At 66.4% G+C, this 21775-nt stretch carries 18 protein-coding genes; 10 read left to right on the plus strand and 8 right to left on the minus strand.

Annotation, left to right across the window (positions count from 1 at the left end):
- Positions 1-8: 8 nt before the first annotated feature.
- Positions 9-461 carry a universal stress protein gene (locus AC0IX4_RS16400; protein WP_042573324.1) on the minus strand — a complete coding sequence of 151 codons (453 nt, stop codon included), beginning with the start codon at positions 459-461 and terminating at the stop codon, positions 9-11.
- Positions 462-588: 127 nt separating this feature from the next.
- Here AC0IX4_RS16400 and AC0IX4_RS16405 point away from each other — a divergent pair, with 127 nt between their 5' ends.
- On the plus strand, positions 589-3477 hold the full coding sequence (locus tag AC0IX4_RS16405) for an alpha/beta fold hydrolase (RefSeq protein ID WP_471829972.1): 2889 nt from the start codon (positions 589-591) through the stop codon (positions 3475-3477).
- On the plus strand, positions 3474-4370 hold the full coding sequence (locus tag AC0IX4_RS16410) for an ABC transporter permease (RefSeq protein WP_471829973.1): 897 nt from the start codon (positions 3474-3476) through the stop codon (positions 4368-4370). Before AC0IX4_RS16405 ends, AC0IX4_RS16410 begins: the two co-directional genes overlap by 4 nt.
- Positions 4371-4416: 46 nt before the next feature.
- On the opposite strand, the gene uvrB is transcribed toward AC0IX4_RS16410, so the two are convergent.
- Entirely contained in the window at positions 4417-6579 is a 2163-nt protein-coding gene (gene uvrB / locus AC0IX4_RS16415; protein WP_471829975.1) for an excinuclease ABC subunit UvrB, read from the minus strand.
- Positions 6580-6669: 90 nt separating this feature from the next.
- On the opposite strand from uvrB, the gene AC0IX4_RS16420 reads away from it, so the two are divergent.
- Positions 6670-8217, plus strand: coding sequence for an ATP-dependent DNA ligase (locus AC0IX4_RS16420; RefSeq protein WP_042573320.1), 1548 nt, complete (start codon positions 6670-6672; stop codon positions 8215-8217).
- A 37-nt stretch (positions 8218-8254) separates the two neighbouring features.
- On the plus strand, positions 8255-8776 hold the full coding sequence (locus AC0IX4_RS16425; RefSeq protein ID WP_042573319.1) for a ribonuclease FAU-1 family protein: 522 nt from the start codon (positions 8255-8257) through the stop codon (positions 8774-8776).
- A 6-nt stretch (positions 8777-8782) separates the two neighbouring features.
- On the opposite strand, the gene coaE is transcribed toward AC0IX4_RS16425, so the two are convergent.
- On the minus strand, positions 8783-10000 hold the full coding sequence (coaE, locus tag AC0IX4_RS16430; protein WP_471829977.1) for a dephospho-CoA kinase: 1218 nt from the start codon (positions 9998-10000) through the stop codon (positions 8783-8785).
- A 183-nt stretch (positions 10001-10183) separates the two neighbouring features.
- Between coaE and AC0IX4_RS16435 the strand changes: the two genes are divergently transcribed.
- A complete protein-coding gene (locus AC0IX4_RS16435; RefSeq protein WP_042573318.1) occupies positions 10184-10414 on the plus strand; it encodes a hypothetical protein in 231 nt (76 codons plus the stop codon).
- 158 nt (positions 10415-10572) lie between these two features.
- On the opposite strand, the gene rpsA is transcribed toward AC0IX4_RS16435, so the two are convergent.
- Positions 10573-12051 carry a 30S ribosomal protein S1 gene (gene rpsA / locus AC0IX4_RS16440; protein ID WP_042573317.1) on the minus strand — a complete coding sequence of 493 codons (1479 nt, stop codon included), beginning with the start codon at positions 12049-12051 and terminating at the stop codon, positions 10573-10575.
- A 361-nt stretch (positions 12052-12412) separates the two neighbouring features.
- Here rpsA and AC0IX4_RS16445 point away from each other — a divergent pair, with 361 nt between their 5' ends.
- Positions 12413-13198, plus strand: coding sequence for a class I SAM-dependent methyltransferase (locus AC0IX4_RS16445; protein ID WP_042573416.1), 786 nt, complete (start codon positions 12413-12415; stop codon positions 13196-13198).
- A gap of 5 nt (positions 13199-13203) precedes the next feature.
- Here the strand turns inward: AC0IX4_RS16445 and AC0IX4_RS16450 are convergent, their stop codons facing one another.
- The gene (locus AC0IX4_RS16450) at positions 13204-14322 is read right to left on the minus strand and encodes an isocitrate/isopropylmalate dehydrogenase family protein (protein ID WP_471829979.1); all 1119 of its coding nucleotides are present in this window, start codon (positions 14320-14322) and stop codon (positions 13204-13206) included.
- Positions 14323-14342: 20 nt separating this feature from the next.
- Between AC0IX4_RS16450 and AC0IX4_RS16455 the strand changes: the two genes are divergently transcribed.
- The gene (locus AC0IX4_RS16455) at positions 14343-14885 is read left to right on the plus strand and encodes a 2'-5' RNA ligase family protein (RefSeq protein ID WP_471829981.1); all 543 of its coding nucleotides are present in this window, start codon (positions 14343-14345) and stop codon (positions 14883-14885) included.
- On the opposite strand, the gene AC0IX4_RS16460 is transcribed toward AC0IX4_RS16455, so the two are convergent.
- Both AC0IX4_RS16460 and AC0IX4_RS16465 read right to left on the minus strand, forming a co-directional pair.
- Positions 14875-15765: a DMT family transporter gene (locus AC0IX4_RS16460; protein WP_471829983.1), complete on the minus strand. Its 891-nt coding sequence runs from the start codon at positions 15763-15765 to the stop codon at positions 14875-14877. The two genes, AC0IX4_RS16455 and AC0IX4_RS16460, sit on opposite strands and share 11 nt — an antisense overlap.
- A gap of 1 nt (position 15766) precedes the next feature.
- Positions 15767-15892, minus strand: coding sequence for a hypothetical protein (locus AC0IX4_RS16465; protein WP_269430094.1), 126 nt, complete (start codon positions 15890-15892; stop codon positions 15767-15769).
- Between the two features lie 82 nt (positions 15893-15974).
- Here AC0IX4_RS16465 and AC0IX4_RS16470 point away from each other — a divergent pair, with 82 nt between their 5' ends.
- Positions 15975-16973 carry a GlxA family transcriptional regulator gene (locus AC0IX4_RS16470; RefSeq protein WP_471829984.1) on the plus strand — a complete coding sequence of 333 codons (999 nt, stop codon included), beginning with the start codon at positions 15975-15977 and terminating at the stop codon, positions 16971-16973.
- Positions 16974-17075: 102 nt separating this feature from the next.
- On the plus strand, positions 17076-17450 hold the full coding sequence (gene trxA, locus AC0IX4_RS16475; protein ID WP_042573313.1) for a thioredoxin: 375 nt from the start codon (positions 17076-17078) through the stop codon (positions 17448-17450).
- A gap of 70 nt (positions 17451-17520) precedes the next feature.
- On the opposite strand, the gene polA is transcribed toward trxA, so the two are convergent.
- Complete coding sequence (gene polA, locus AC0IX4_RS16480; RefSeq protein WP_042573312.1) at positions 17521-20184, minus strand: DNA polymerase I; 2664 nt, start codon at positions 20182-20184, stop codon at positions 17521-17523.
- Positions 20185-20426: 242 nt separating this feature from the next.
- On the opposite strand from polA, the gene AC0IX4_RS16485 reads away from it, so the two are divergent.
- Complete coding sequence (locus AC0IX4_RS16485) at positions 20427-21773, plus strand: branched-chain amino acid ABC transporter permease (protein ID WP_197074689.1); 1347 nt, start codon at positions 20427-20429, stop codon at positions 21771-21773.
- Positions 21774-21775 lie beyond the last annotated feature (2 nt).

Genomic DNA, 21775 nt, shown 5'->3' on the forward strand with positions numbered 1-21775 from the left:
GACCGTGATCAGTGCGTGGTGTGGACGATAAGGACGTCGCAGCGCGCCTTACGCGCGGCGTCCGAGGGCACCGAGCCGAGCAGTCGACCTGTCAGCGAATTGAGTCCCCGGTTGCCCACCACGAGCAGGTCGGCCTTCACCTCTCCGACCAGTTCGAGCAGCGAGTCGACAGGATTGCCGACCACCGGGCGCTCTTCGATGGAGGACGCTCCGGCAGCGACAGCACGTTCCTTCGCGGTACGCAGAATCTCCTGCGTCGGAGCGGATCCCGTGATCTGGTAGGCATCCTCCTTCAACGCATCCGCATCCTGCGAGGACGACTTCGAGTCCGCAGGGTAGTAGGCACAAGCGATGTAGAGCGTCGCGTCGGAATCCCCCGCCAGCGCTGCTGCTTTCTCGACGGCCCGCAGTGACGAATCGGATCCATCGGTTCCGACGACGACGTTGCGGTAAGCGCTCATACATTCCTCCAGTAGTCATGTCCCGACTGTGATCGGGGGTCGATTCGAGACATTAGTCGCAGCGGGTACCGACCGACGCAGCTTCCGGCCGAAAGCACGTGTCGTCACCCTCGCCTACATTGAACGAATGCCACGCCTGCGAATCCGGTTGCCCGGACGTGCCTCGACGCTCGGCCGACCGGCGGTGATCGCTGTCGCCGTTCTGCTGGTCGTCGTCGTCGCGGTGGCCTCGTTCGTTCTCCTCCGTGACACGGACAGCGCTCGCAGTGCAGTGCGGACCGAGGAGTCCGTTCGTTCCCTGCCCGAAAGTCCGGGAAGCAGCGCCACCGTGGACATCGACACCACGCTCTACCTTCCCCAGACGTCGGCACCGGCCCCGGCGGTTCTGCTCGCACACGGATTCGGTGGTGACAAGAACTCCGTCGCCGACCAGGCTCGCGATCTGGCGTCACGTGGTCTCGTCGTACTCGCGTACAGCGCTCGCGGATTCGGAGCCAGCACGGGAACCATCGGACTGAACGACCCCGATCGCGAAGTGGCGGACGCACGGGGCCTCATCGACTATCTGGCCACGCGGCCGGAGGTCCAGCTCGACGCTCCCGGCGATCCCCGAGTCGGCGTCGCCGGCGGATCCTACGGTGGCGCACTGGCTTTGATGGCCGCCGGAACCGACCCCAGAATCGACGCCGATGCCGCGTCGATCACGTGGAACGACCTGAATCAGAGTCTCTTCCCGAACTACGCCGTGCCGGGCGACACGGCCGTGGACGGGTCGACTCCCGCTGTCTCCGCGGGCAGTGACGCGGGCGTCCTGAAGCGGGGATGGGCAGGCATCTTCTTCGGAGCGGGCGCCGCTCCGGCCCCCGCAGCCGAGGGAGCCCCCGAACCGACGTCGTCCCCAGCCGGAGCATGCGGACGCTTCGCGCTCCAGGTATGCCTGGCGTACGCGGACTCCGCGGTGAGCGGCCAACCGTCGGCTGCCACCAGCGAACTCCTCCGCGCTCGGTCCCCCATCTCGTTCGCATCGTCGATCACCGCACCGACGCTGTTGGTCCAGGGCCAGCGCGACACGCTGTTCGGGCTCGACCAGGCCGATGCGACGGCTCGTCAGATCGCCGCTGCCGGGGGGTCGGTACAGGTCCGTTGGTTCGACGGTGGCCACGACGCGGGCGGCACCGACGCCGTCGCGGACGGTGCAGTCGCCGACTTCCTGATGCAACACCTCACCGGTGATCGCGATGAGGCTCCGTCCTCACCGGCTCCGTTCACCTACGCCTTGGCCGGTGACCCCACCGACCAGGGAGATCGCGCCCGCGATCTGACGGCTACCGACTACCCGGGTCTGTCCTCCGACACCGCCGAGTCGCCCACCACTCGCGAAGATTTCGCGCTCACCTCCACGACGGGCACCGACACGCAGACGATCATCCGGCCTCCCGGCGCATCGCCGTCGGCGTTGACATCCCTGCCGGGTGTCGGATCCGCGTCCGCACTGGGCGGGGCGGCCGCCCTGGCGGGTGGCGCAGCGAGCGCCCTGCTCACCGGGGACATCCCCGGACAGACCGCGTCGTTCGCGACCGAACCGTTGACGTCCTCGTACACGATCACAGGTACATCGTCGGTCGGCGTCACCGTGGGTCCGACCGCAGCTGCGTCCGGCACCGTACTGTTCGCCAAGTTGTACGACGTGGCCGACGACGGTCGACGCACCCTTCCCGAGGGCCTGGTCTCCGCGTTCCGGGTACCGCCGTCGGACACACCGACGACGGTACGAGTCACGTTGCCGGGCATGGCATATCAGGTAGCGGCGGGCCATCGCGTCGAGGTGGCGTTCTCCACCACCGATCAGGCCTACGCGGTTCCGCTCGATCCGGCAGCGGTGTCGGTCACCCTTGCGGACGCGACGCTGTCCCTGCCGTCGGTGCCGGCCGAGAACACCGAGTCGACGTTCCCGATCGTTCCCGTCGTGGGTATCGCTGCACTCGCACTGCTCGTCGCAGCGCTCGTGGCCGCCACGTCGATCACAGCGCGCAAGCGCACCGTCGCCGAGGTGGACGACTCGTTGCGTGACGTTCCGCTCGTCATCACCGATCTGGCCAAGAGCTACGCCAACGGGTTCCGCGCCGTGGACGACGTGTCGTTCCGAGTCGGCGCGGGTCAGGTTCTGGGTCTTCTCGGTCCGAACGGTGCGGGTAAGACGACCACACTGCGCATGTTGATGGGTCTCATCACCCCGTCCGCCGGCGAGATCCGCGTGTTCGGCCATCTGGTCACGCCCGGTGCACCGGTGCTGTCCCGACTCGGGTCGTTCGTCGAGGGATCGGGGTTCCTCCCCCACCTGTCCGGCATGGAGAACCTCGATCTGTACTGGAGAGCAACCGGCCGACCCGCGGAGGACGCTCATCTCGAGGAAGCGCTCGAGATCGCCGACCTCGGCTCGGCCATCCACCGCAAGGTCCGGTCGTATAGCCAGGGCATGCGGCAACGCCTCGCCATCGCGCAGGCGATGCTCGGACTTCCCGACCTGATGGTCCTGGACGAGCCGACCAACGGGCTCGATCCGCCCCAGATCCGCACCATGCGTGACGTCCTGATCCGGTACGCACAGACGGGCAGGACGGTTCTGGTCAGCAGTCACCTGCTGGCCGAGGTCGAGCAGACGTGTACGCACGTCGTCGTCATGAACAAGGGAGTCGTGATCAGTTCCGGAACAGTGGACGACCTCATCGGCGCCAGTGGTCCCGTGGAGTTCCGCGTCGACCGGGTCACGGACACGGTGGCCCTGCTGCGGGACATCGACGGCATGGGCGAGGTCACCGAGGTCGAACCCGCGGGCACCGTCAAGGCGCAACTGGGGACACTCGATCCCGCAGTCGTGATCAGGGCCCTTGTCGACGCCGGCATCGGTGTGTCGTCCGCGGCCCGATCGACGCGCCTCGAGGACGTGTTCCTCGACCTCGTGCACGACGACACGGATCGGCTGAACGCCGCTGCACACGAAGGGGTAGGGGTATGAGCCGCGACGAGTCTCTCGCGACGTCCGGGTCGGCCGTGACGCCGGCGCACCTCGACGGCCGCGTCGTAGGCTACGACGCGTCGTCGACGCTGTCGGTCCGCACCGAGATCACCCGCCAGTTCACTCGCCGCCGGACGCAACTGGCGCTCGGGTTCCTGGCGCTGCTCCCGGTCATCATGGCGATCGCATTCACCGTCGGCGGATCGGACTCCGCCACGGCGAGCGGCAGTCTGATCGATCTGGGGACGCAGAGCGGTGTGAACTTCCTCGTGTTCGCCCTGTTCGTATCGGTGGGATTCCTGCTCATCGTCGTGGTCGCGCTGTTCTTCGGAGACTCGATAGCCAGCGAAGCATCGTGGTCGAGTCTGCGGTACCTGCTCGCGGTCCCGGTGCCGCGTGGACGGCTGCTCCGTCAGAAGGCCGTCGTGTCGACGATCCTGTCGGTGGCCGCCTTGATGACGCTCGTCCTGGTCTCGCTGGTTCTGGGCAGTGTCCTGTACGGCGTGGGGTCCCTGGTGTCGCCGTTCGGCGATGCACTTTCCTTCGGATTGTCGATCGGACGGCTGGCCATCGGCGTCGTCTTCATCGCCATAAATCTGAGCTGGGTGGCCGGGCTGGCGTTGGCCCTGTCCGTCACGACGGATGCACCGCTCGGGGCGGTCGGCGGCACGGTGATGGTGTCGATTCTCGCGCAGATCCTCGATCAGATCACCGCGCTCGGTTCGCTGCGCAACTTCCTGCCCGGTCACTACTCGACATCGTGGACGGGGGTTCTGTCTCCGACGTTGGCGTGGAACGACTTGCTGGACGGCGCATTCTCGTCCCTGGCCTACGCCACTGTGTTCGGGATCATCGCGTGGCGACGCTTCGCCACGAAGGACATCACGAGCTGACACGACGAAGCCCGGTACCGATGTGTCGGTACCGGGCTTCGACGGTTCAGGACAGGCCCGCGGCGTCCATTCCGCGAAGTTCCTTCTTCAAGTCCTGGATCTCGTCGCGCAGGCGTCCGGCGAGCTCGAATTGCAGTTCGCGCGCCGCGTTCATCATCTGGTCGGTGAGCTGCTTGACCAGGTCCGCCAACTCGGCGCGGGGCATGGTCGAGACGTCGCGTCCCTCCACGACACCGCTGCTTCCGGTTCGGCCCGCCTCGCCGGGCGCACGACGTCCACGGCTGGCATTGCGGCCCGACCCGCCGATGTCGACATTCGCCTCGGTGTCCTCGGCCTCCTCGTAGACCTGGTCGAGGATGTCGGCGATCTTCTTCCTCAGCGGCTGAGGGTCGACTCCCATCTCCAGGTTGTAGGCCACCTGCTTCGCACGGCGCCGATCCGTCTCCTCGATCGCGTACTTCATCGAGTCGGTGATCTTGTCCGCGTACATGTGCACCTGGCCGGACACGTTTCGAGCCGCACGGCCGATGGTCTGAATCAAGCTGGTCCCGCTCCGCAGGAACCCTTCCTTGTCCGCGTCGAGGATCGCCACCAACGAAACCTCCGGAAGGTCGAGACCCTCACGCAGCAGGTTGATGCCGATCAACACGTCGTACTCGCCGAGTCGCAGCTGACGGAGCAACTCGACACGACGCAGGGTGTCGATGTCCGAGTGCAGGTACCGCACACGGATGCCGAGCTCGAGGAGGTAGTCGGTCAGGTCCTCGGCCATCTTCTTGGTCAACGTCGTGACCAGGATGCGCTCGTCCTTCTCGGTGCGCTGCCTGATCTCGTGGACCAGATCGTCGATCTGGCCCTTGGTCGGCTTGACCACGATCTCCGGATCGACCAGCCCGGTCGGGCGGATGACCTGCTCGACCACCTCGCCGCCGCTCTGCCCCAGCTCGTACTTGCCGGGGGTGGCCGAGAGGTACACGGTCTGTCCGATGCGCTGCGTGAACTCCTCCCACGTCAGCGGCCGGTTGTCCGTCGCCGACGGCAGCCGGAATCCGAACTCGACGAGGTTGCGCTTGCGCGACATGTCGCCCTCGTACATGGCGCCGATCTGCGGCACCGTCACGTGGGACTCGTCGATGACCAGCAGGAAGTCGTCCGGGAAATAGTCGATCAGCGTTGCCGGCGCCGTCCCCGCGGGACGACCGTCGATGTGCCGGGAGTAGTTCTCGATGCCGGAGCAGAACCCGACCTGCTTGATCATCTCCAGGTCGTACTGGGTCCGCATACGCAGCCGCTGCGCTTCGAGCAGCTTGCCCTTGCCCTCGAGATCGGCGAGACGCTCCTCGAGTTCGGCTTCGATGTCGCGTACCGCCCGCTCCATGCGCTCGGGCCCGGCCACGTAGTGCGTCGCCGGGAAGATGCGCACGGTGTCGACCTGGCGCACCACGTCACCGGTGAGCGGATGGAGGAAGTACAGCGCCTCGATCTCGTCGCCGAAGAATTCGATCCGGACGGCAAGTTCCTCGTAGGACGGAATGATCTCGACGGTGTCGCCGCGCACTCGGAACGATCCGCGGGTGAACGCCATGTCGTTGCGGGTGTACTGCACGTCGACCAGCAGCCGGAGGAACTTGTCGCGAGGAACTTCCTGGCCGACCTCGAGGTGGACGGAGCGATCCACGTACGACTGAGGCGTGCCCAGACCGTAGATGCACGACACGGAGGCGACGACCACCACGTCACGACGTGAGAGCAGATTTGCCGTCGCGGAGTGCCGGAGCCGCTCGACGTCGTCGTTGACCGACGAGTCCTTCTCGATGTACGTGTCGGTCTGGGCGATGTACGCCTCGGGTTGGTAGTAGTCGTAGTACGAGACGAAGTACTCGACGGAGTTGTTCGGCAACATTTCCCGCAGCTCGTTGGCCAGCTGCGCCGCCAACGTCTTGTTGGGGGCCATCAGCAGCGTCGGGCGCTGCACCTGCTCGATCAGCCATGCCGTGGTGGCCGATTTACCGGTACCCGTCGCGCCGAGAAGGACGATGTCCTTCTCCCCCGCCTTGACGCGCTTGGTGAGCTCTGCGATGGCGGTCGGCTGGTCTCCGGCCGGCGAGTATTCACTGACTACCTCGAAGGGCCGGTCACTGCGCTCGATGTCGCCCACGGGGCGGAACTCGGAATGCGCGAGGACGGGTTGTTCAGCTGCAAAAGCCATGTGTCCAGAGTAGGCCCGACCACCGACAAACTCTGCGGGCGTCGTCACTCCCCCGTCTGCGCTGTCGGACCCGAGCGCAACAATGGCCTCATGCTGCTCGCACGCGTCGTCGACACCTCGGCCGCCGTCTCCGCCACCCGCTCCCGCAAGGCCAAGGTGCTCGCCCTGTCGGCCTTGCTGTCCGAGTGCGACGTCGACGAGGTACCGCTGGTCACCCGCTATGCATCGGGGTCGTTGCGCCAGCGTCGGACCGGCCTCGGGTGGCGGAGCGTCGCCACGCTCCCGCCCGCGTCGACCGTGCCCGCGCTGACGGTGGATGCGGTGGACACAGCCTTCGAGGCCATCTCGTCGATGTCCGGTCCTGGATCGCAGGCCACCCGCGCGGCGGCCGTCACCGCACTGTTCGCGGCCGCGACCGACACGGAGCAGACGTGGCTGCGCGGCGTGGTCACCGGCGAGGTCCGCCAGGGCGCACTCGACGCCCTCGTCCAGGAGGCCGTGGCGTCCGCTGCGGGTGTTCCACTTCCGGCGGTCCGTCGTGCGGCCATGTTGTCCGGGTCGACCGTCGACGCGGCCACTGCGGCCTTCTCCGGCGGGGAGGAGGCCCTCGGCGCGGTAGGACTCACCGTCGGGCGGGCCGTGCTGCCCATGTTGGCCTCGAGTGCACCCACGGTGGCGGACGGTGTGGTCAAGGCTGCGGGCGCAGCTGGTGGCCCGGTCGCTCTGGACACCAAGCTCGACGGAATCCGCATCCAGGTCCACCGCCGGGAGGACGAGGTCCTGATCACCACTCGCAGCCTCGACGACATCACGGCTCGGCTGCCCGAGGTCGTCGACATTGTTCGTGCGCTGCCCGTGTCGTCGGTCGTCCTCGACGGAGAGGCCTTGGCCCTCGACGGGAACGGGCGGCCTCGGGCCTTCCAGGACACCGCGTCGCGCACGGCGCAGTCCACCGGAGTCGTGGTCACGCCGTACTTCTTCGACATTCTTCATCTGGACGGCGACGATCTGCTGGATCGGCCGCTCGAGGAGCGCGTCGCCGTCCTCGACGCGCTGGTGCCGCCGGCGCACCGAGTGCCGCGTCTGGTGACCGACGACGCCGGCGCCGCGGACGACTTCGCGCGGTCGGCCGTCGCGGCGGGCCATGAAGGCGTCGTGGTCAAGAACCTGACCGCGGCGTACGACGCGGGTCGACGTGGATCGGCGTGGGTGAAGGTCAAACCCGTCCACACGCTCGATCTGGTCGTCCTGGCAGTCGAGTGGGGATCGGGCCGTAGATCCGGTCTGCTGTCCAACATCCACCTCGGTGCCGTGGATCCGGCGGGCGGTTTCGTCATGCTCGGCAAGACCTTCAAGGGCATGACCGACGAGATGCTGGCGTGGCAGACCGAGCATTTCCTCGCACTCGAGACCTCCCGGACGGCCCACGTGGTGCATGTCAGACCGGAGCAGGTGGTGGAGATCGCCATCGACGGTCTTCAGCGATCGACGCGGTACCCGGGCGGCGTCGCCCTACGCTTCGCGAGAGTCGTGCGGTACCGCGACGACAAGTCACCCGCGGAGGCCGACACCCTCGACGCCGTGCGGTCCATGTTCGCCACCGAGACCACCCCGGGGGACGATTCCGACGAGCGGTGACCGACGCGGCACCAGCGCCGACGGTAGCGTCTCCGGCATGGCTTCAGCCGGTTCGGTCCACGTCCATCCGCCCAAGGTCGAGGTGTTCGACACGCTCGGACGGACCAACACCGATCCGAAGGGTTTCGTGCGGCCCGTCGACGTCTACGAGGCGACGGACTGGGGCCTGTACATGGCGCGGCCCTCCGACCACCCGTCGTTCGACTACCTCGAATCGTGGATCATCCCGTCCCTGGGTATCCGCGCATCGGTCTTCCACTACGTACCGCGTCACCGACGCGATCAGAACTACTACGTGGACATCGGTGACTTCACGCGGGACGCGGAGACGTGGCGGTCGGTCGACCATTATCTGGACATCGTCGTCCGCACCGGGCGTGATTCGGAACTGCTGGACGTCGACGAACTGCTGGCCGCACACACCACCGGGCTGCTCGACGCCGGGACCGTGGAGACCGCGATTCGTACCGCCACGGCGGCGATCGACGGGATCGCCTCCGCCGGGCACGACCTGGACCGGTGGCTGGCGTCACTCGGGATGCCGACCCGCTGGCGCTGACCGGAGTCAGTCCGCCGACCACCCTGTCCGTGTCGCCCACGACAGAACTGTCGGATATACACCCTCGAAGTAGGGGGCCTTCGCTCGGACGTACGCATCGATAGCCGCGCTGTAGTCGTCGTGCTGCGCTGCGAGTGTCGACGCGCGCTCCTTCACCGTCAGGTACTCCTCGCGTGCCGACGCGTCGGCGCGGAGCCAATCACGGAACATGAGCGCGAACACCTGTCCGGGCCACCCGTCGACACGCACGTGGATGTTCACCGGCCGTCCGGGGTCGGCGCCACCGTGCAAGCGCTTCTCCCACAGCGCAGGGTCGGCTTCACCGGGTACCGCGGACGGCATCGGGTCGTCCGTCACGATGTGCTCGAGCCGCGGGAACGTGGCGTCGGTCAGTGCATCGCGAAGTGCGTCCGCCGTGTCCAGGTCGGCGACCGTGACCTGGATGTCCAGTACGTCCTTCGCCGGGAAGTCCGGAACCGCGGTGGAGCCGATGTGGTCGACACGCAGTGCCTTGTCGCCGCACGCCAGACGGACCCGGTCGGCCACCCGCCGCGCCTGCGCGGGCCACGTCGGATCGGCGGGAACGACAGCGGGCGCAGACCGAGCAACCGCGGCGGACCGCACGTTCCGGGCGAACGGTTCGAGCCGGTTCGACCACAGCTCGCGTACCGCGAATTCGAGGGCTTCCTGAGTTCCCGAATTGTCGAGCCACACATCGGCCGCGTCCCGGCGCTGCTCGTCGGTCGCCTGGGCAGCGATCCTCGAGCGGGCGTCCTTCTCGTCGAGCCCACGGGAGGCCACCAGCCGGCGCACACGCTCCTCGGCCTCCAGGTACACGACCACGACGAGGTGAAAGGCTGCGGCCGAACGGGATTCGACGAGCAACGGAATATCGTGCACCAGCACACAGTCGTCCGGTGCACTCTCGATGAGTTCGGTCGTCCGCCGACCGATCAACGGATGCATGATGCCGTTGAGAGCGAGACGTGATTCCTCGTCACGGAATGCCTTGGCGGCCAACGCGGGCCGAAGGAGTGTTCCGTCCTCGGCGAGAATGTCGTCGCCGAAACGCTCGACGAGCGCTGCGAGACCGGGTGTTCCGGGCTCGACGACCTCCCGTGCGATCTTGTCCGCATCCACCACGACGGCACCGAGACTCGCCAAGGTGCGGGACACCGTCGACTTGCCTGCACCCATTCCACCGGTCAATCCGATTCTCAACACACCCACAGTGTGACCGAGTCAGCGACCCTCCGCATCGAACACGCCGCGAATCACCAGTCTCAAATGCACCATGTTTCCCAACCCGTCGGTTATCTTCGAGGCGCACAACAGGCTTTCGTACTTTCTTCGCCGACTCCCTCGCCGGAATCGGCCGAGCAAGTACTCGACAGGTAAAGGACGGGCATGAACACCATTGCGGGAGTGGGAGTCGGGCGGATGCAGCCCGGGCGGCACCGCCTGGGAATGTCCGACGGCGTGCACTGCATTCTGATTCCTCAGGTCGCCGACGCGTTGGCGGAGCACCGCCGCAACTGGTTCACCTCACTCATCAGCCCGGCACGTCACAGCTTTGCCTCCATGCGTAAGCGCAGTGCTCAGATGAGCACAGGTTGGGGTACCGCTGTAGCGAGCTGATTCGCGGCGTACCAGACACGGCCGAAGGCCCGATCCGTCATGGATCGGGCCTTTGTCGTCGTTATATGCAGTGCCCAGCAGCGAGATCCTCGCCTCACGGGAAAGGCCCCGAACCGCGTGCGGTTCGGGGCCTTCTCGTGGAGCGGTAGATCAGCGGATCATGCTCCGCCGGACAGCTTCTCGCGCAGTGCGGCGAGCTGAGCGTCACTGGCGAGCGATCCGCCGGTGGACTCGGGAGCTGCTGCAGCCGGTGCACCCTGTGCAGACGGGGTACCGGTCTCGGAGGAGTAGCCGGCCGCTGCGTTGGCAGCTTCCTGCGCCTCGTCCGCGGCGGTCTTCTCCATCTGAGCGGTGTGCATCTTGTGGCGACGCTCCGCCTCGGCGTAGCGGCCTTCCCACTCTTCACGCTGCTTGTCGAAGCCCTCGAGCCATTCGTTGGTCTCGGGATCGAAGCCCTCGGGGAAGACGTAGTTGCCCTGGTCGTCGTACGAGTCGGCCATGCCGTACTTGGACGGATCGAACTCGGCGGCGTAGTCCTCGTTGGCCTGCTTCAGCGACAGCGAGATACGGCGACGCTCGAGGTCGATGTCGATGACCTTGACCAACGCGTCGTCTCCGACGGTGACGACCTGGTCCGGGACCTCGACGTGGCGCTCGGCCAGCTCCGAGATGTGGACCAAGCCCTCGATGCCCTCTTCGACCCGCACGAATGCTCCGAAGGGAACCAGCTTGGTGACCTTGCCCGGGACGATCTGACCGATCGCGTGGGTGCGGGCGAACTGACGCCACGGGTCTTCCTGCGTTGCCTTGAGCGACAGGGAGACACGCTCGCGGTCCAGGTCGACGTCCAGAACCTCGACGGTGACCTCGGTACCGACCTCGACGACCTCGGACGGGTGGTCGATGTGCTTCCAGGACAGCTCGGACACGTGCACCAGGCCGTCGACGCCGCCGAGATCGACGAATGCGCCGAAGTTGACGATGGAGGAGACGACGCCCTTGCGGACCTGTCCTTTCTGGAGCTGGTGCAGGAACTCGCTGCGAACCTCGGACTGCGTCTGCTCGAGCCATGCGCGGCGCGAGAGGACGACGTTGTTGCGGTTCTTGTCGAGCTCGATGATCTTGGCCTCGATCTCCTTGCCGACGTACGGCTGGAGGTCGCGGACACGACGCATCTCGACGAGCGAGGCGGGCAGGAAGCCGCGGAGGCCGATGTCGAGGATGAGACCACCCTTGACGACCTCGATGACGGTGCCCTTGACGGCCTCGTCCTTCTCCTTGAGCTCCTCGATGGTGCCCCAGGCGCGTTCGTACTGTGCGCGCTTCTTCGACAGGATCAGACGACCCTCTTTGTCCTCCTTGGTGAGGACGAGAGCTTCGACCGCATCTCCCACGGAGACGACCTCGTTGGGGTCGACGTCGTGCTTGATGGAGAGCTCGCGAGAGGGAATGACGCCCTCGGTCTTGTAACCGATGTCGAGAAGAACCTCGTCACGGTCGACCTTGACGATCGTGCCCTCGACGATGTCGCCATCGTTGAAGTACTTGATCGTTGCGTCGATCGCGGCGAGAAAATCCTCGGCGGAGCCGATGTCGTTGACGGCTACCTGCGGCGAGGTGACGGTGGATGAGGCCATGTGGTGAGTTGCTCCGGACGGGTTGGGGTCGGTGGATGGATGTTCGGTCGGACAGACTCACGTTCTCGCGGACAGGACACGCGTACTGCCGTATCTTGGGCGCTGGTTCGAGAGCCAACGACGAACGCCTCCGGACACGCACCTGCGGATCGCTGACAGCGGGACCGGTGAGTACGCACGCGCGAAGGCGGACATTCGCGTATCGAAGACTACTCGGTGCCGTGTGCGGCGAGCAAACCCGGTTACGGTGTTGCGCGTGTCCGCAGAAACCCCCGCCGATCTCGGTGACCAGACCACCGCGAACACCGGTGACCACGTCGATCCGCCGACCTCTTCGCCTCGCCGTCGAGGAGTCGACTCGGTGACGTCGGAGCGCGCGTCGCGCTCCTGGTGGGACCATGATTCCGCCGAATACCACCGTACCCACGGGGAGTTCCTCGGCACCGCCAGCGCGGGGGGCGAATTCGTCTGGTGCCCGGAGGGTCTGCACGAGGGCGACGTCCATCTGCTGGGTGACGTCGAGAACCGCGACGTCCTGGAGATCGGGTGCGGATCCGCCCCCTGCGCCCGATGGCTGGCGGGACACGGCGCCCGCGCGACGGCGCTCGACATCTCCGCGGGAATGTTGGCGTACGGAGCCGAGGCGATCGCGGCCCGCGAGGCCGTGTCGCCGGGCAGTCCGGCACCCGCGCTCCTGCAGGCCTCGGCCGAAAACCTGCCGTTCGCCGATGCGTCGTTCGACATCGCGTGTTCCGCCTTCGGCGCCGTCCCCTTCGTCGCCGACTCCGCACGCGTGATGCGAGAGGTGCATCGGGTGCTGCGGCCCGGCGGACGGTGGGTGTTCTCCGTGAACCACCCGATGCGGTGGATCTTTCCGGACGACCCGGGACCGGTCGGCCTCACCGCGACGATCCCGTACTTCGATCGCACCCCGTACGCCGAGTTCGACCCGGACGGCACGGCGACCTACGTCGAGCATCACCGCACCGTCGGCGACCGCGTTCGGGAGATCGTCGCCGCGGGACTTACGCTGGTCGACATCGTCGAACCCGACTGGCCCGAGTGGCTGGACCGTGAGTGGGGTCAGTGGTCACCGCTCCGCGGAGAACTGTTTCCCGGCACCGCGATCTTCTGCTGCGTGAAGTAACGAGCTCAGGCTCCGCGGACGACGTGCGCCGTCACCGTCTCGAGGAACTCGCTGGTGGACGCGAGCCCACCGATGTCAGCAGTACCTACTCCCGACGCGATCGTCGTGTCGACGGCGCTGCGGATGCGTCCACCGACATGCGCGAGCTCGGACGGTCCGTCGCCGGCCGCCAGGTGCTCGAGCATCGCCGCGACCGAGAGCAGCACCGCCGTCGGGTTCGCACGGTTGTGTCCGGCGATGTCCGGCGCCGCGCCGTGTGCCGCCTGAGCCATGACCTTCGAGTCGGACGCATTGATCGACGGCGCCATACCCAGAGACCCGGACAGCTCACCCGTGAGGTCCGAGAGGATGTCGCCGAACATGTTCTCCGCCACCAGAACGTCGAAGTCTCCACCCGACCGGACGAGCTTGGCAGTCACCGCGTCGATGTGTTCGTAGGCGACGCTCACGCTCGGGTGGCGTTCACCGACCTCGGTGCAGACGTCCTTGAAGAGACCCGTGGTGAGCCGTAGGACGTTGGTCTTGTGGACGACGGTCACGTGGCGACGTCGACTCTCGGCGATCCGGAAGGCCTGCTCGGCGATACGTTCGCATGCCCTGCGCGTGAAGACGCCGACCGCGAGAGCGACGTCGGGCGTCGGCATGAACTCGCCCGATCCGACGAACATGTTGCGGTCCGCGTAGAAGCCTTCGGTGTTCTCCCGCACGACGACCAGATCCATGGTGGGCGACACTGCCTTGACTCCCGGCAACGCCTTCGCCGGCCGAATGTTGGCGTAGAGGTCGAACTCCTTCCGGATGCGCCCGCCGGGAGTGAGTCGGCCTCGCAGCTCCTCCGGGTACGAGGCGCTGTCGTGCGGTCCCAGCACCCACGCGTCGAGTTCGGCCAACGCCGCCATGGTGTGCGCGGGCACGGCATCGCCGTACTCGTCCAGGGCATCGCGGCCGAACGGCAGTCGCTGCCAGTCGATCCGAGGCGCCGACATCGACTCGACGGCCGCGTCGACGATCCTGACGGCACCGGGAACGATCTCCTTGCCGATGCCGTCTCCGTCGAGAACTCCGATGGGATGGCCACCGCGCGAGATACCCGACACGGACCCGGAACGTCGTTCGTTCGTCATGGCCGCCATCATTGCTCATCATGGTGCAGTCGGTGGAGCTCCTCCTGGACTCCGGTAGTGACGAATCGATCCGTCGTGAATGGAATTACCTCGCGGAACTGGGACTTCCCAGCCAGGCTCGACACACGGGGTCGTCGAACCGTCCACACATCACGATCGCGGTCGCCGCGAGTATCGACGACGATGCCGAGCGGCGGCTGACCGCGCTGATCGTGGACGGGCGAGAGAACGGTGCGTGGCGATTCCCCGAGGCCGTGCGGCTGGGCGGCCTGGTGATGTTCGGCGGGTCACGCGCGGTACTCGCCCGTACGGTCGTCCCGTCGCCCGAACTACTCGACCTGCACGCCCGGGTCCACAGGATCCTGGCCGACTCCCCCGGCATCCCCCCGCATCTCGAACCGGGCCGTTACACGCCGCACGTGACCCTCGCGATGCGTATGCGACCGGACGACATCGGTTCCGCGAGTTCGCATCTGATCACCGACCTCCGCGACATCGAGGCGGAGGTCTCTGCTGTCCGGCGCTGGGACGGAGACGCGCGGGAGGACTGGCTCATCGGCTGACGGTCACCACCGCGGGGGCTGCGCGACGACGCGTCGTCACCAGAACGCCCACGATGATCAGGGCCGTTCCGATCACCGCGTTCCATGTCACCGCCTCTCCCAGCACGGCGGCACCGAGGGCGATGCCGACCACCGGGCTCAGGTAGGTCACTGTCGACGCTGCAGCCGGACCCCACCCCGTCACGACGTTGGTCATCCACAGGAAGGCCAGGCCGGTCCCGGCGCAGCCCAGTGCCAGCATCGACGCGACAACCGGGACGTCGAGGTGCACGGCCTGTCGGGCCACGACGGGCGTCGCCACCACCATCGCGACCGCTGCGATACCGATCTGCATCGTCGCCACGGCTAATGCCGGTACCCGCAACGGGACGACGAATTTGCGCAGGTAGACGAGAGCGATGCCGTACGACGCAGTGGCTCCCAGACACGCCATCTGCGCGCCGACGCTGCCCGCGAGCCCGGCCTGCCACGGCGAGAACACGGCCAGGATGCCGACGAATCCGAGCAGGAGTCCGACCGACCGCATCGCCGTCGGACGCTCGGCAGGCAGCACCACGAATGCCAACACGGTGGTCATGAGCGGCGTCGTCGCGTTGAAGATCGCCGCCGTCGCCGAGTCGATGTCCTGCTCCGCCCACGCGAAGAGCAACCACGGGACGATGCACTGGAAGACCGCGAGGAAGCACGAATGCGCCCACACCACACCGCGGCGCGGCAACCGAACGTGCATGACGCGCAACAACAGTCCGAGCGTGAGTGCTCCGAGAACGAGTCTCGCGAGAACCACCTGGGGGAAGCTCAGGCCCTCGAGCCCGATCTTCATGAACAGGAAGCTGGCTCCCCAGACGAGTGCAGCAGCGACGAATTGGAGACCCAGCACGTCAGAAACGATAGTCGCCGTGCTGGGTCACCTCGTCGTGAGTGTCCGGTAGCCGACCGGCCGTCGCGAGCGATGCCAGCAGCACCAGAACCACCAGGAACCCCGAGAGAAGAACGAAGAATGTCATGCGAGAAATAGTCCGCCGCAGCGCTTTCCGGGAACAGTGGCAGGAATGACATATTTCATCGATTTTCTGCCATACTGACCGCATGTTGTCGAAGGTCGTCGTTCCCCTCCTCCCTCTGACGGAGGCGTTCGAACTGGGCGTGGCGTGCGAGGTGTTCGGATTCGACCGGTCCGATGAGGGACTGCCGGTCTACGACTTCTCTCTCGTGGCGGCGGTCCCGGATCCGATACGGACGCGCTTCGGCTACACCATCGACGTTCCGCACGACCTCGACCGACTCGACGACGCCGACCTGATCATCGTTCCCGCCGGCGGCACCTCCGTCACGTTCGACGGATCCTTCGCATGCGGCACCGAGCACACGTACGACCTGGAGCCACTCCTGGGCAAGCTCCGCGCGGCGGTCGCGCGAGGAGCACGAGTCGCCAGCTTGTGCACCGGAGCTTTCGTCCTGGGTGAGGCCGGACTCCTTAACGGACGCCGCTGCACCACACACTGGCGCCACGCCGACGCGCTCGCCGCTCGCTATCCGGATGCTGCCGTCGACCCGAACGTCCTCTACGTCGACGACGATCGGGTGCTGACCAGTGCCGGAACCGCGGCGGGCATCGATCTCTGCCTGCACATCGTCCGGTCGGCGCAGGGCAGCGCCGTCGCCAACGGCATCGCGCGGCGCATGGTCGTCCCTCCGCACCGCGACGGCGGACAGGCTCAGTACGTCGCCGTTCCGGTCCCGGTGTGCGACTCGGAGACGTTGGCACCGCTCATCGACTGGATCACCGAGAACATCCGCTTGGACCTCACCGTGGAGGTCTTGGCCGCGGAGGTCTCGATGTCGCCCCGTACGTTCGCCCGACGCTTCCAGGCCGAGACCGGAACCACGCCGGCCCGGTGGATCAGCGACCAACGAGTCCTGGCAGCGCAACGCCTCCTGGAATCGACCGATCTCTCCATCGACGCGGTCGCCGAGTCGGTGGGGTTCGGGTCGGCCGCGGTCCTGCGCCAACATTTCGTGAGGCTCCGGCGCACGACGCCACAGGCATATCGTCGGACCTTCCGCGCGGCGCCCGTCCCTGTGTGACCGGGTCCGAACAAACACGCGGGGAATGCCGACCGGTGTGCGTGCGTTGTGCGGGGCAGAAGGAACGTGCCGACTATCGGCACCCGCGACGAAAGGATCCTTGTGGCAACGCAGACGCTGACGCAGCAGAACTTCGACGAGACCGTGACCGGCAACGATGTCGTTCTGGTCGACTTCTGGGCCGACTGGTGCGGACCGTGCAAGCAGTTCGCCCCGACCTTCGAGAAGTCGTCGGAGCAGCACCCCGACGTGGTCTTCGGCAAGGTCGACACCGAGGCCGAGCAGGGGCTCGCCGCAGCCGCGAACATCCGGTCCATCCCCACGTTGATGGCATTCCGTGAGGGCGTTCTCGTGTTCGCCCAGCCCGGCGCACTGCCCCAGGCTGCCCTCGAAGACCTGGTCGGGCAGATCAAGGGACTCGACATGGACGACGTGCGCAAGCAGATCGCCGAGCAGCAGGCGGCCGACGCGAAGTAGCGCACACACCGACGAAAGGCGGGCACCGGATGATCCCGGTGCCCGCCTTTCGTCGTCCTGCGCCGTCGCGTCAGTGCGCGGCGTCGTCCCAGGTGCGACCTGTGCCCACGGAGACGTCGAGCGGCACGGACAACTCGATGGCATGGGCCATCTTGTCCCGCACCAACGCCTCCACCTCGACGCGTTCGGACTCGACGACCTCGAGCACCAGTTCGTCGTGAACTTGCAGAAGCATCCGAGACGTGAGCGACGACTGTGCCAACGCCCGCTGCACGTCGATCATCGCGACCTTGATAATGTCGGCTGCCGTCCCCTGGATGGGCGCGTTGAGTGCGGCGCGCTCGGCCACTTCACGACGCTGACGGTTGTCGCTGGTGAGATCCGGGAGATAGCGCCGACGACCGTAGAGGGTCGAGGTGTACCCCACCTTGCGCGCAGCCTCGACCACTTCGTGAAGATAGTCGCGGACTCCACCGAACCGGGAGAAGTACGCCTCCATCTGCTCTTTGGCCTCGTCCGTCGAAATCTTGAGCTGCTGCGACAGCCCGTAGGCGCTGAGGCCGTACGCAAGCCCGTAGGACATCGCCTTCACGCGTCGGCGCAACTCCGGGGTGACCTCGTCGATCGGAACGCCGAAGGCCCGCGATCCGACGAAGCTGTGCAAGTCCTCGCCGGTGTTGAACGCTTCGATCAATCCCTCGTCACCGGATACGTGCGCCATGATGCGCATCTCGATCTGGCTGTAGTCGGCCGTCATCAGCGTGTCGTAGCCCTCGCCGACGACGAACCCCTCGCGGATCCGTCGACCCGCGGACGTCTTGACCGGGATGTTCTGCAGATTGGGTTCGGTCGAAGACAACCTGCCGGTGGCGGCGATGGTCTGATTGAACGTCGTGTGGATGCGACCGTCGTCGCTGACCGACTTCAGCAGACCGTCGACGGTGACCTTGAGTCGCGTCGCGTCGCGGTGATCGAGCAGGTGACGCAGGAACGGATGCTCGGTCTTCTCGAACATGCTCTGCAGCGCTTCGGCATCGGTCGTGTAGCCGGTCTTGGTGCGCTTGGTCTTGGGCATGTCCAACTCGTCGAAGAGCACGACCTGCAACTGCTTGGGCGAACCGAGGTTGATCTGCTTGCCGATCACCACGTACGCGGCCTCGGCGGCAACGCTGACCTCGCCGGCGAACTGACTCTGCAGATCGTGGAGATGGTCGAGATCGATGGCGATACCGGTATTCTCCACCGTCGCCAGAACGTCCAGGAGCGGAAGTTCCATGTCGGACAGCAACGGCGCCGACTCGATCTCGGCCAGTTCACGATCGAGGGCGTCCGCGAGATCCAGAACTGCCTGCGCGCGCAGGATCTCGCCCTCCGCCACAGCTGCCTGCGTCTCGTCCTCACTGTCGAGCAACGACAGCTGGGCATCCCCTGCATCCTCCACGCGCAGTTCGCGTTTGAGGTAGCGCAGCGACAGGTCGTCCAGGGCGAAGCTGCGTTGCCCCGGCCGGACCAGATACGCGGACAGGGCAGTGTCACTGGTGAGCCCGGCGACCGGCCATCCGCGGCCACGAAGCGCATGCAGGGCCCATTTGGCCTCGTGCAACGCTTTCGGCCGCGATTCGTCCGCGAACCACCGTGCGAGCGCCTGCTCGTCCTCCTCGGTGAGTCCGATCGTCTCGATGTAGGCACCCTCACCGTCGGCGGCGGCGAATGCGACGGATGTGGCGTCCCCGTCGAACGGTGAGCGAGTCCCCACCACGGACAGTCCGGTCCGTACTCCGTCGCTGGTGTGCGTGTCCAACCACTCGCCCAGCTCGCCCGGCTCGAGCGCGCGACCGCTGACCTCGAAGCCCTCTTCCGCTTCGGGCTCTGTGGACGACAACGTCGCGAACAGTCGATCGCGGAGAACACGGAACTCGAGATCGTCGAACAGCGCGTGGACCCGATCCCGGTCCCACGGCGCCAGTTGCAGTTGATCCGGTGTGTACGGCAGCGGGACATCGCGCACCATCTCGGTGAGCTGGCGGTTGAGGACCACGCTGGAAAGGTTGGCCCGCAGGGCGTCCCCGACCTTTCCGCGCACGGTATCGACCTTGTCGACAAGTTCGTCGAGGCTGCCGAACTCCTTGATCCACTTCGTCGCCGTCTTCTCCCCCACCCCCGGGATACCCGGCAGGTTGTCGCTCGGATCCCCGCGCAGCGCAGCGAAATCCGGGTACTGCGCAGGGGTGAGCCCGTACTTGCTCTCGACTTCGGACGGGGTGAACCGCGTCAGGTCGGAGACGCCCTTGCGTGGGTACAGCACGGTCACCTGATCGTTGACCAGCTGCAGCGAATCGCGATCACCCGTGACCACGAGGACGCGATATCCGGCCGCCACCGCCTGGGTCGTCAAGGTCGCGATGATGTCGTCGGCCTCGAAGCCGGGCTCCGCCATGACCGGAATACCCAGGGCCCCGAGGACATCCTTGGTGATGTCGATCTGACCCGCGAACTCGTCGGGAGTCTTGATGCGATTGGCCTTGTACTCGGGAAACTTCTCCGCCCGGAAGGTCTGTCGTGAGACGTCGAAGGCAGCGCCCACGTGTGTGGGCGCCTCGTCGCGCAGCAGGTTGATCAGCATGGAGGTGAATCCGTAGACAGCATTGGTGGTCTGCCCACTCGTGGTCTTGAAGTTCTCGGCGGGGAGCGCGTAGAAGGCTCGATACGCCACCGAGTGACCGTCGATCAGCATCAGCAGGGGCGAGGACTCGGTTACTGGACTCACCCCGTCAGTCTAGGGACGACGACCGACATCTCCGCCGTCGGCGCTCGCCCGCTTCGAAACAAGACCGCAACATCGAAGAAATCGAAGCGGCCGTTTTCGATACCTCCAGCCCGATAGAGTCCGACAATTGCAAGCACTGCCGAGACAACTCGGCGTTATTCGACCGTCCGAGAGGACCCCGCGTGCCCCCCTCGAGTCCTCGACGGCCCGTGCGATCCGTGGCTACCGCCACGATCGTCCGCGCGCTCGTCGTCGTTCTCCTCGGCCTCATCGCTGCTGCCACCGTCGGTGGAACAGCCCTGGCCCAGGAACCCACTCCCGCTCCCACCCCGAGCTCCAGCTCACCACCCGCGAGCAGCTCCTCGACTCCCCCAGCAGATGCGGTCGACGTCAGCGGCAGCCTGAACAATGCGGGCGAACGCCTCGTCGGTGTCGACGTTCTCGCACTCGACGGCTCCGACGCCGAAGTCGCACGCACCACGTCCGCGGAGGGAGGCCGGTGGACGCTCCCCGTCTCCCCCGGTGACTACACCTTCCGCGTCGACCCCGAAACCCTGCCCGACGGCGTGTCGGTCCAAGGCGACGTCGAACGCACCGTGGTCCAGGGCCGCGCCAACACCGTGATCTTCAGCTTCGGTGAAGAGCGCAGCGCGACCGTGGTGCCGTTCTACGAGAAATTCCTCCGCACGACCATCGACGGACTGCGCTTCGGACTGGTCATCGCGCTCGCCGCGATCGGTCTGAGCCTGATCTTCGGCACGACCGGCCTCACCAACTTCGCCCACGGAGAACTGGTCACGCTCGGTGCGGTCGCAGCATGGGTCTTCAATCAGAAGCTCGGGATCCAGTTGATCCCGGCGACGATCCTGGCGGTGATCGTCGGTGTGGCGGTCGGCTGGGCGAACAACGCCGGACTGTGGAGACCACTGCGCAGACGTAAGACGGGTCTGATCGGCCAGCTCGTCGTGTCGATCGGCCTCGCTATCGCCCTGCGATACCTGATCCTCATCTTCTTCTCCGACCGCGCCGAGCCGTACAAGGACTACCAGGCGCAGGTGCAGCGTGAATGGGGGCCGTTCGCCATCACGGACGTCAACCTCGCCTGCATCGTCATCAGCATCGTGGTGCTCGTTCTCGTCGCTCTCATGCTGCAGAAGACCCGCATCGGCAAGGCCATGCGTGCCGTCGCGGACAACCGCGACCTCGCGGCGTCGTCGGGCATCAACGTCGAGCGTGTCGTCACGTTCGTCTGGTGCATGGGCGGCGGACTCGCTGCCCTGGGCGGCGTCCTGTTCGGGCTCTCCGAGCTCGGCGGTCGCGTCCAGTGGGAGATGGGCTTCAAGCTCCTCCTGCTCATGTTCGCCGGTATCACCCTCGGTGGACTGGGAACTGCCTACGGCGCGCTCCTGGGCTGTGTCATCGTCGGACTGCTGGTGCAGTGGTCGACGCTCGTGATCAACCCCGACCTCAAATACATCGGAGGATTGCTCGTCTTGATCGTCATCCTCATCGTCCGGCCGCAAGGCATCCTGGGCTCGCGGCAAAGGATCGGCTGACC

It is taken from the genome of Rhodococcus sp. AC861 (assembly GCF_979256035.1).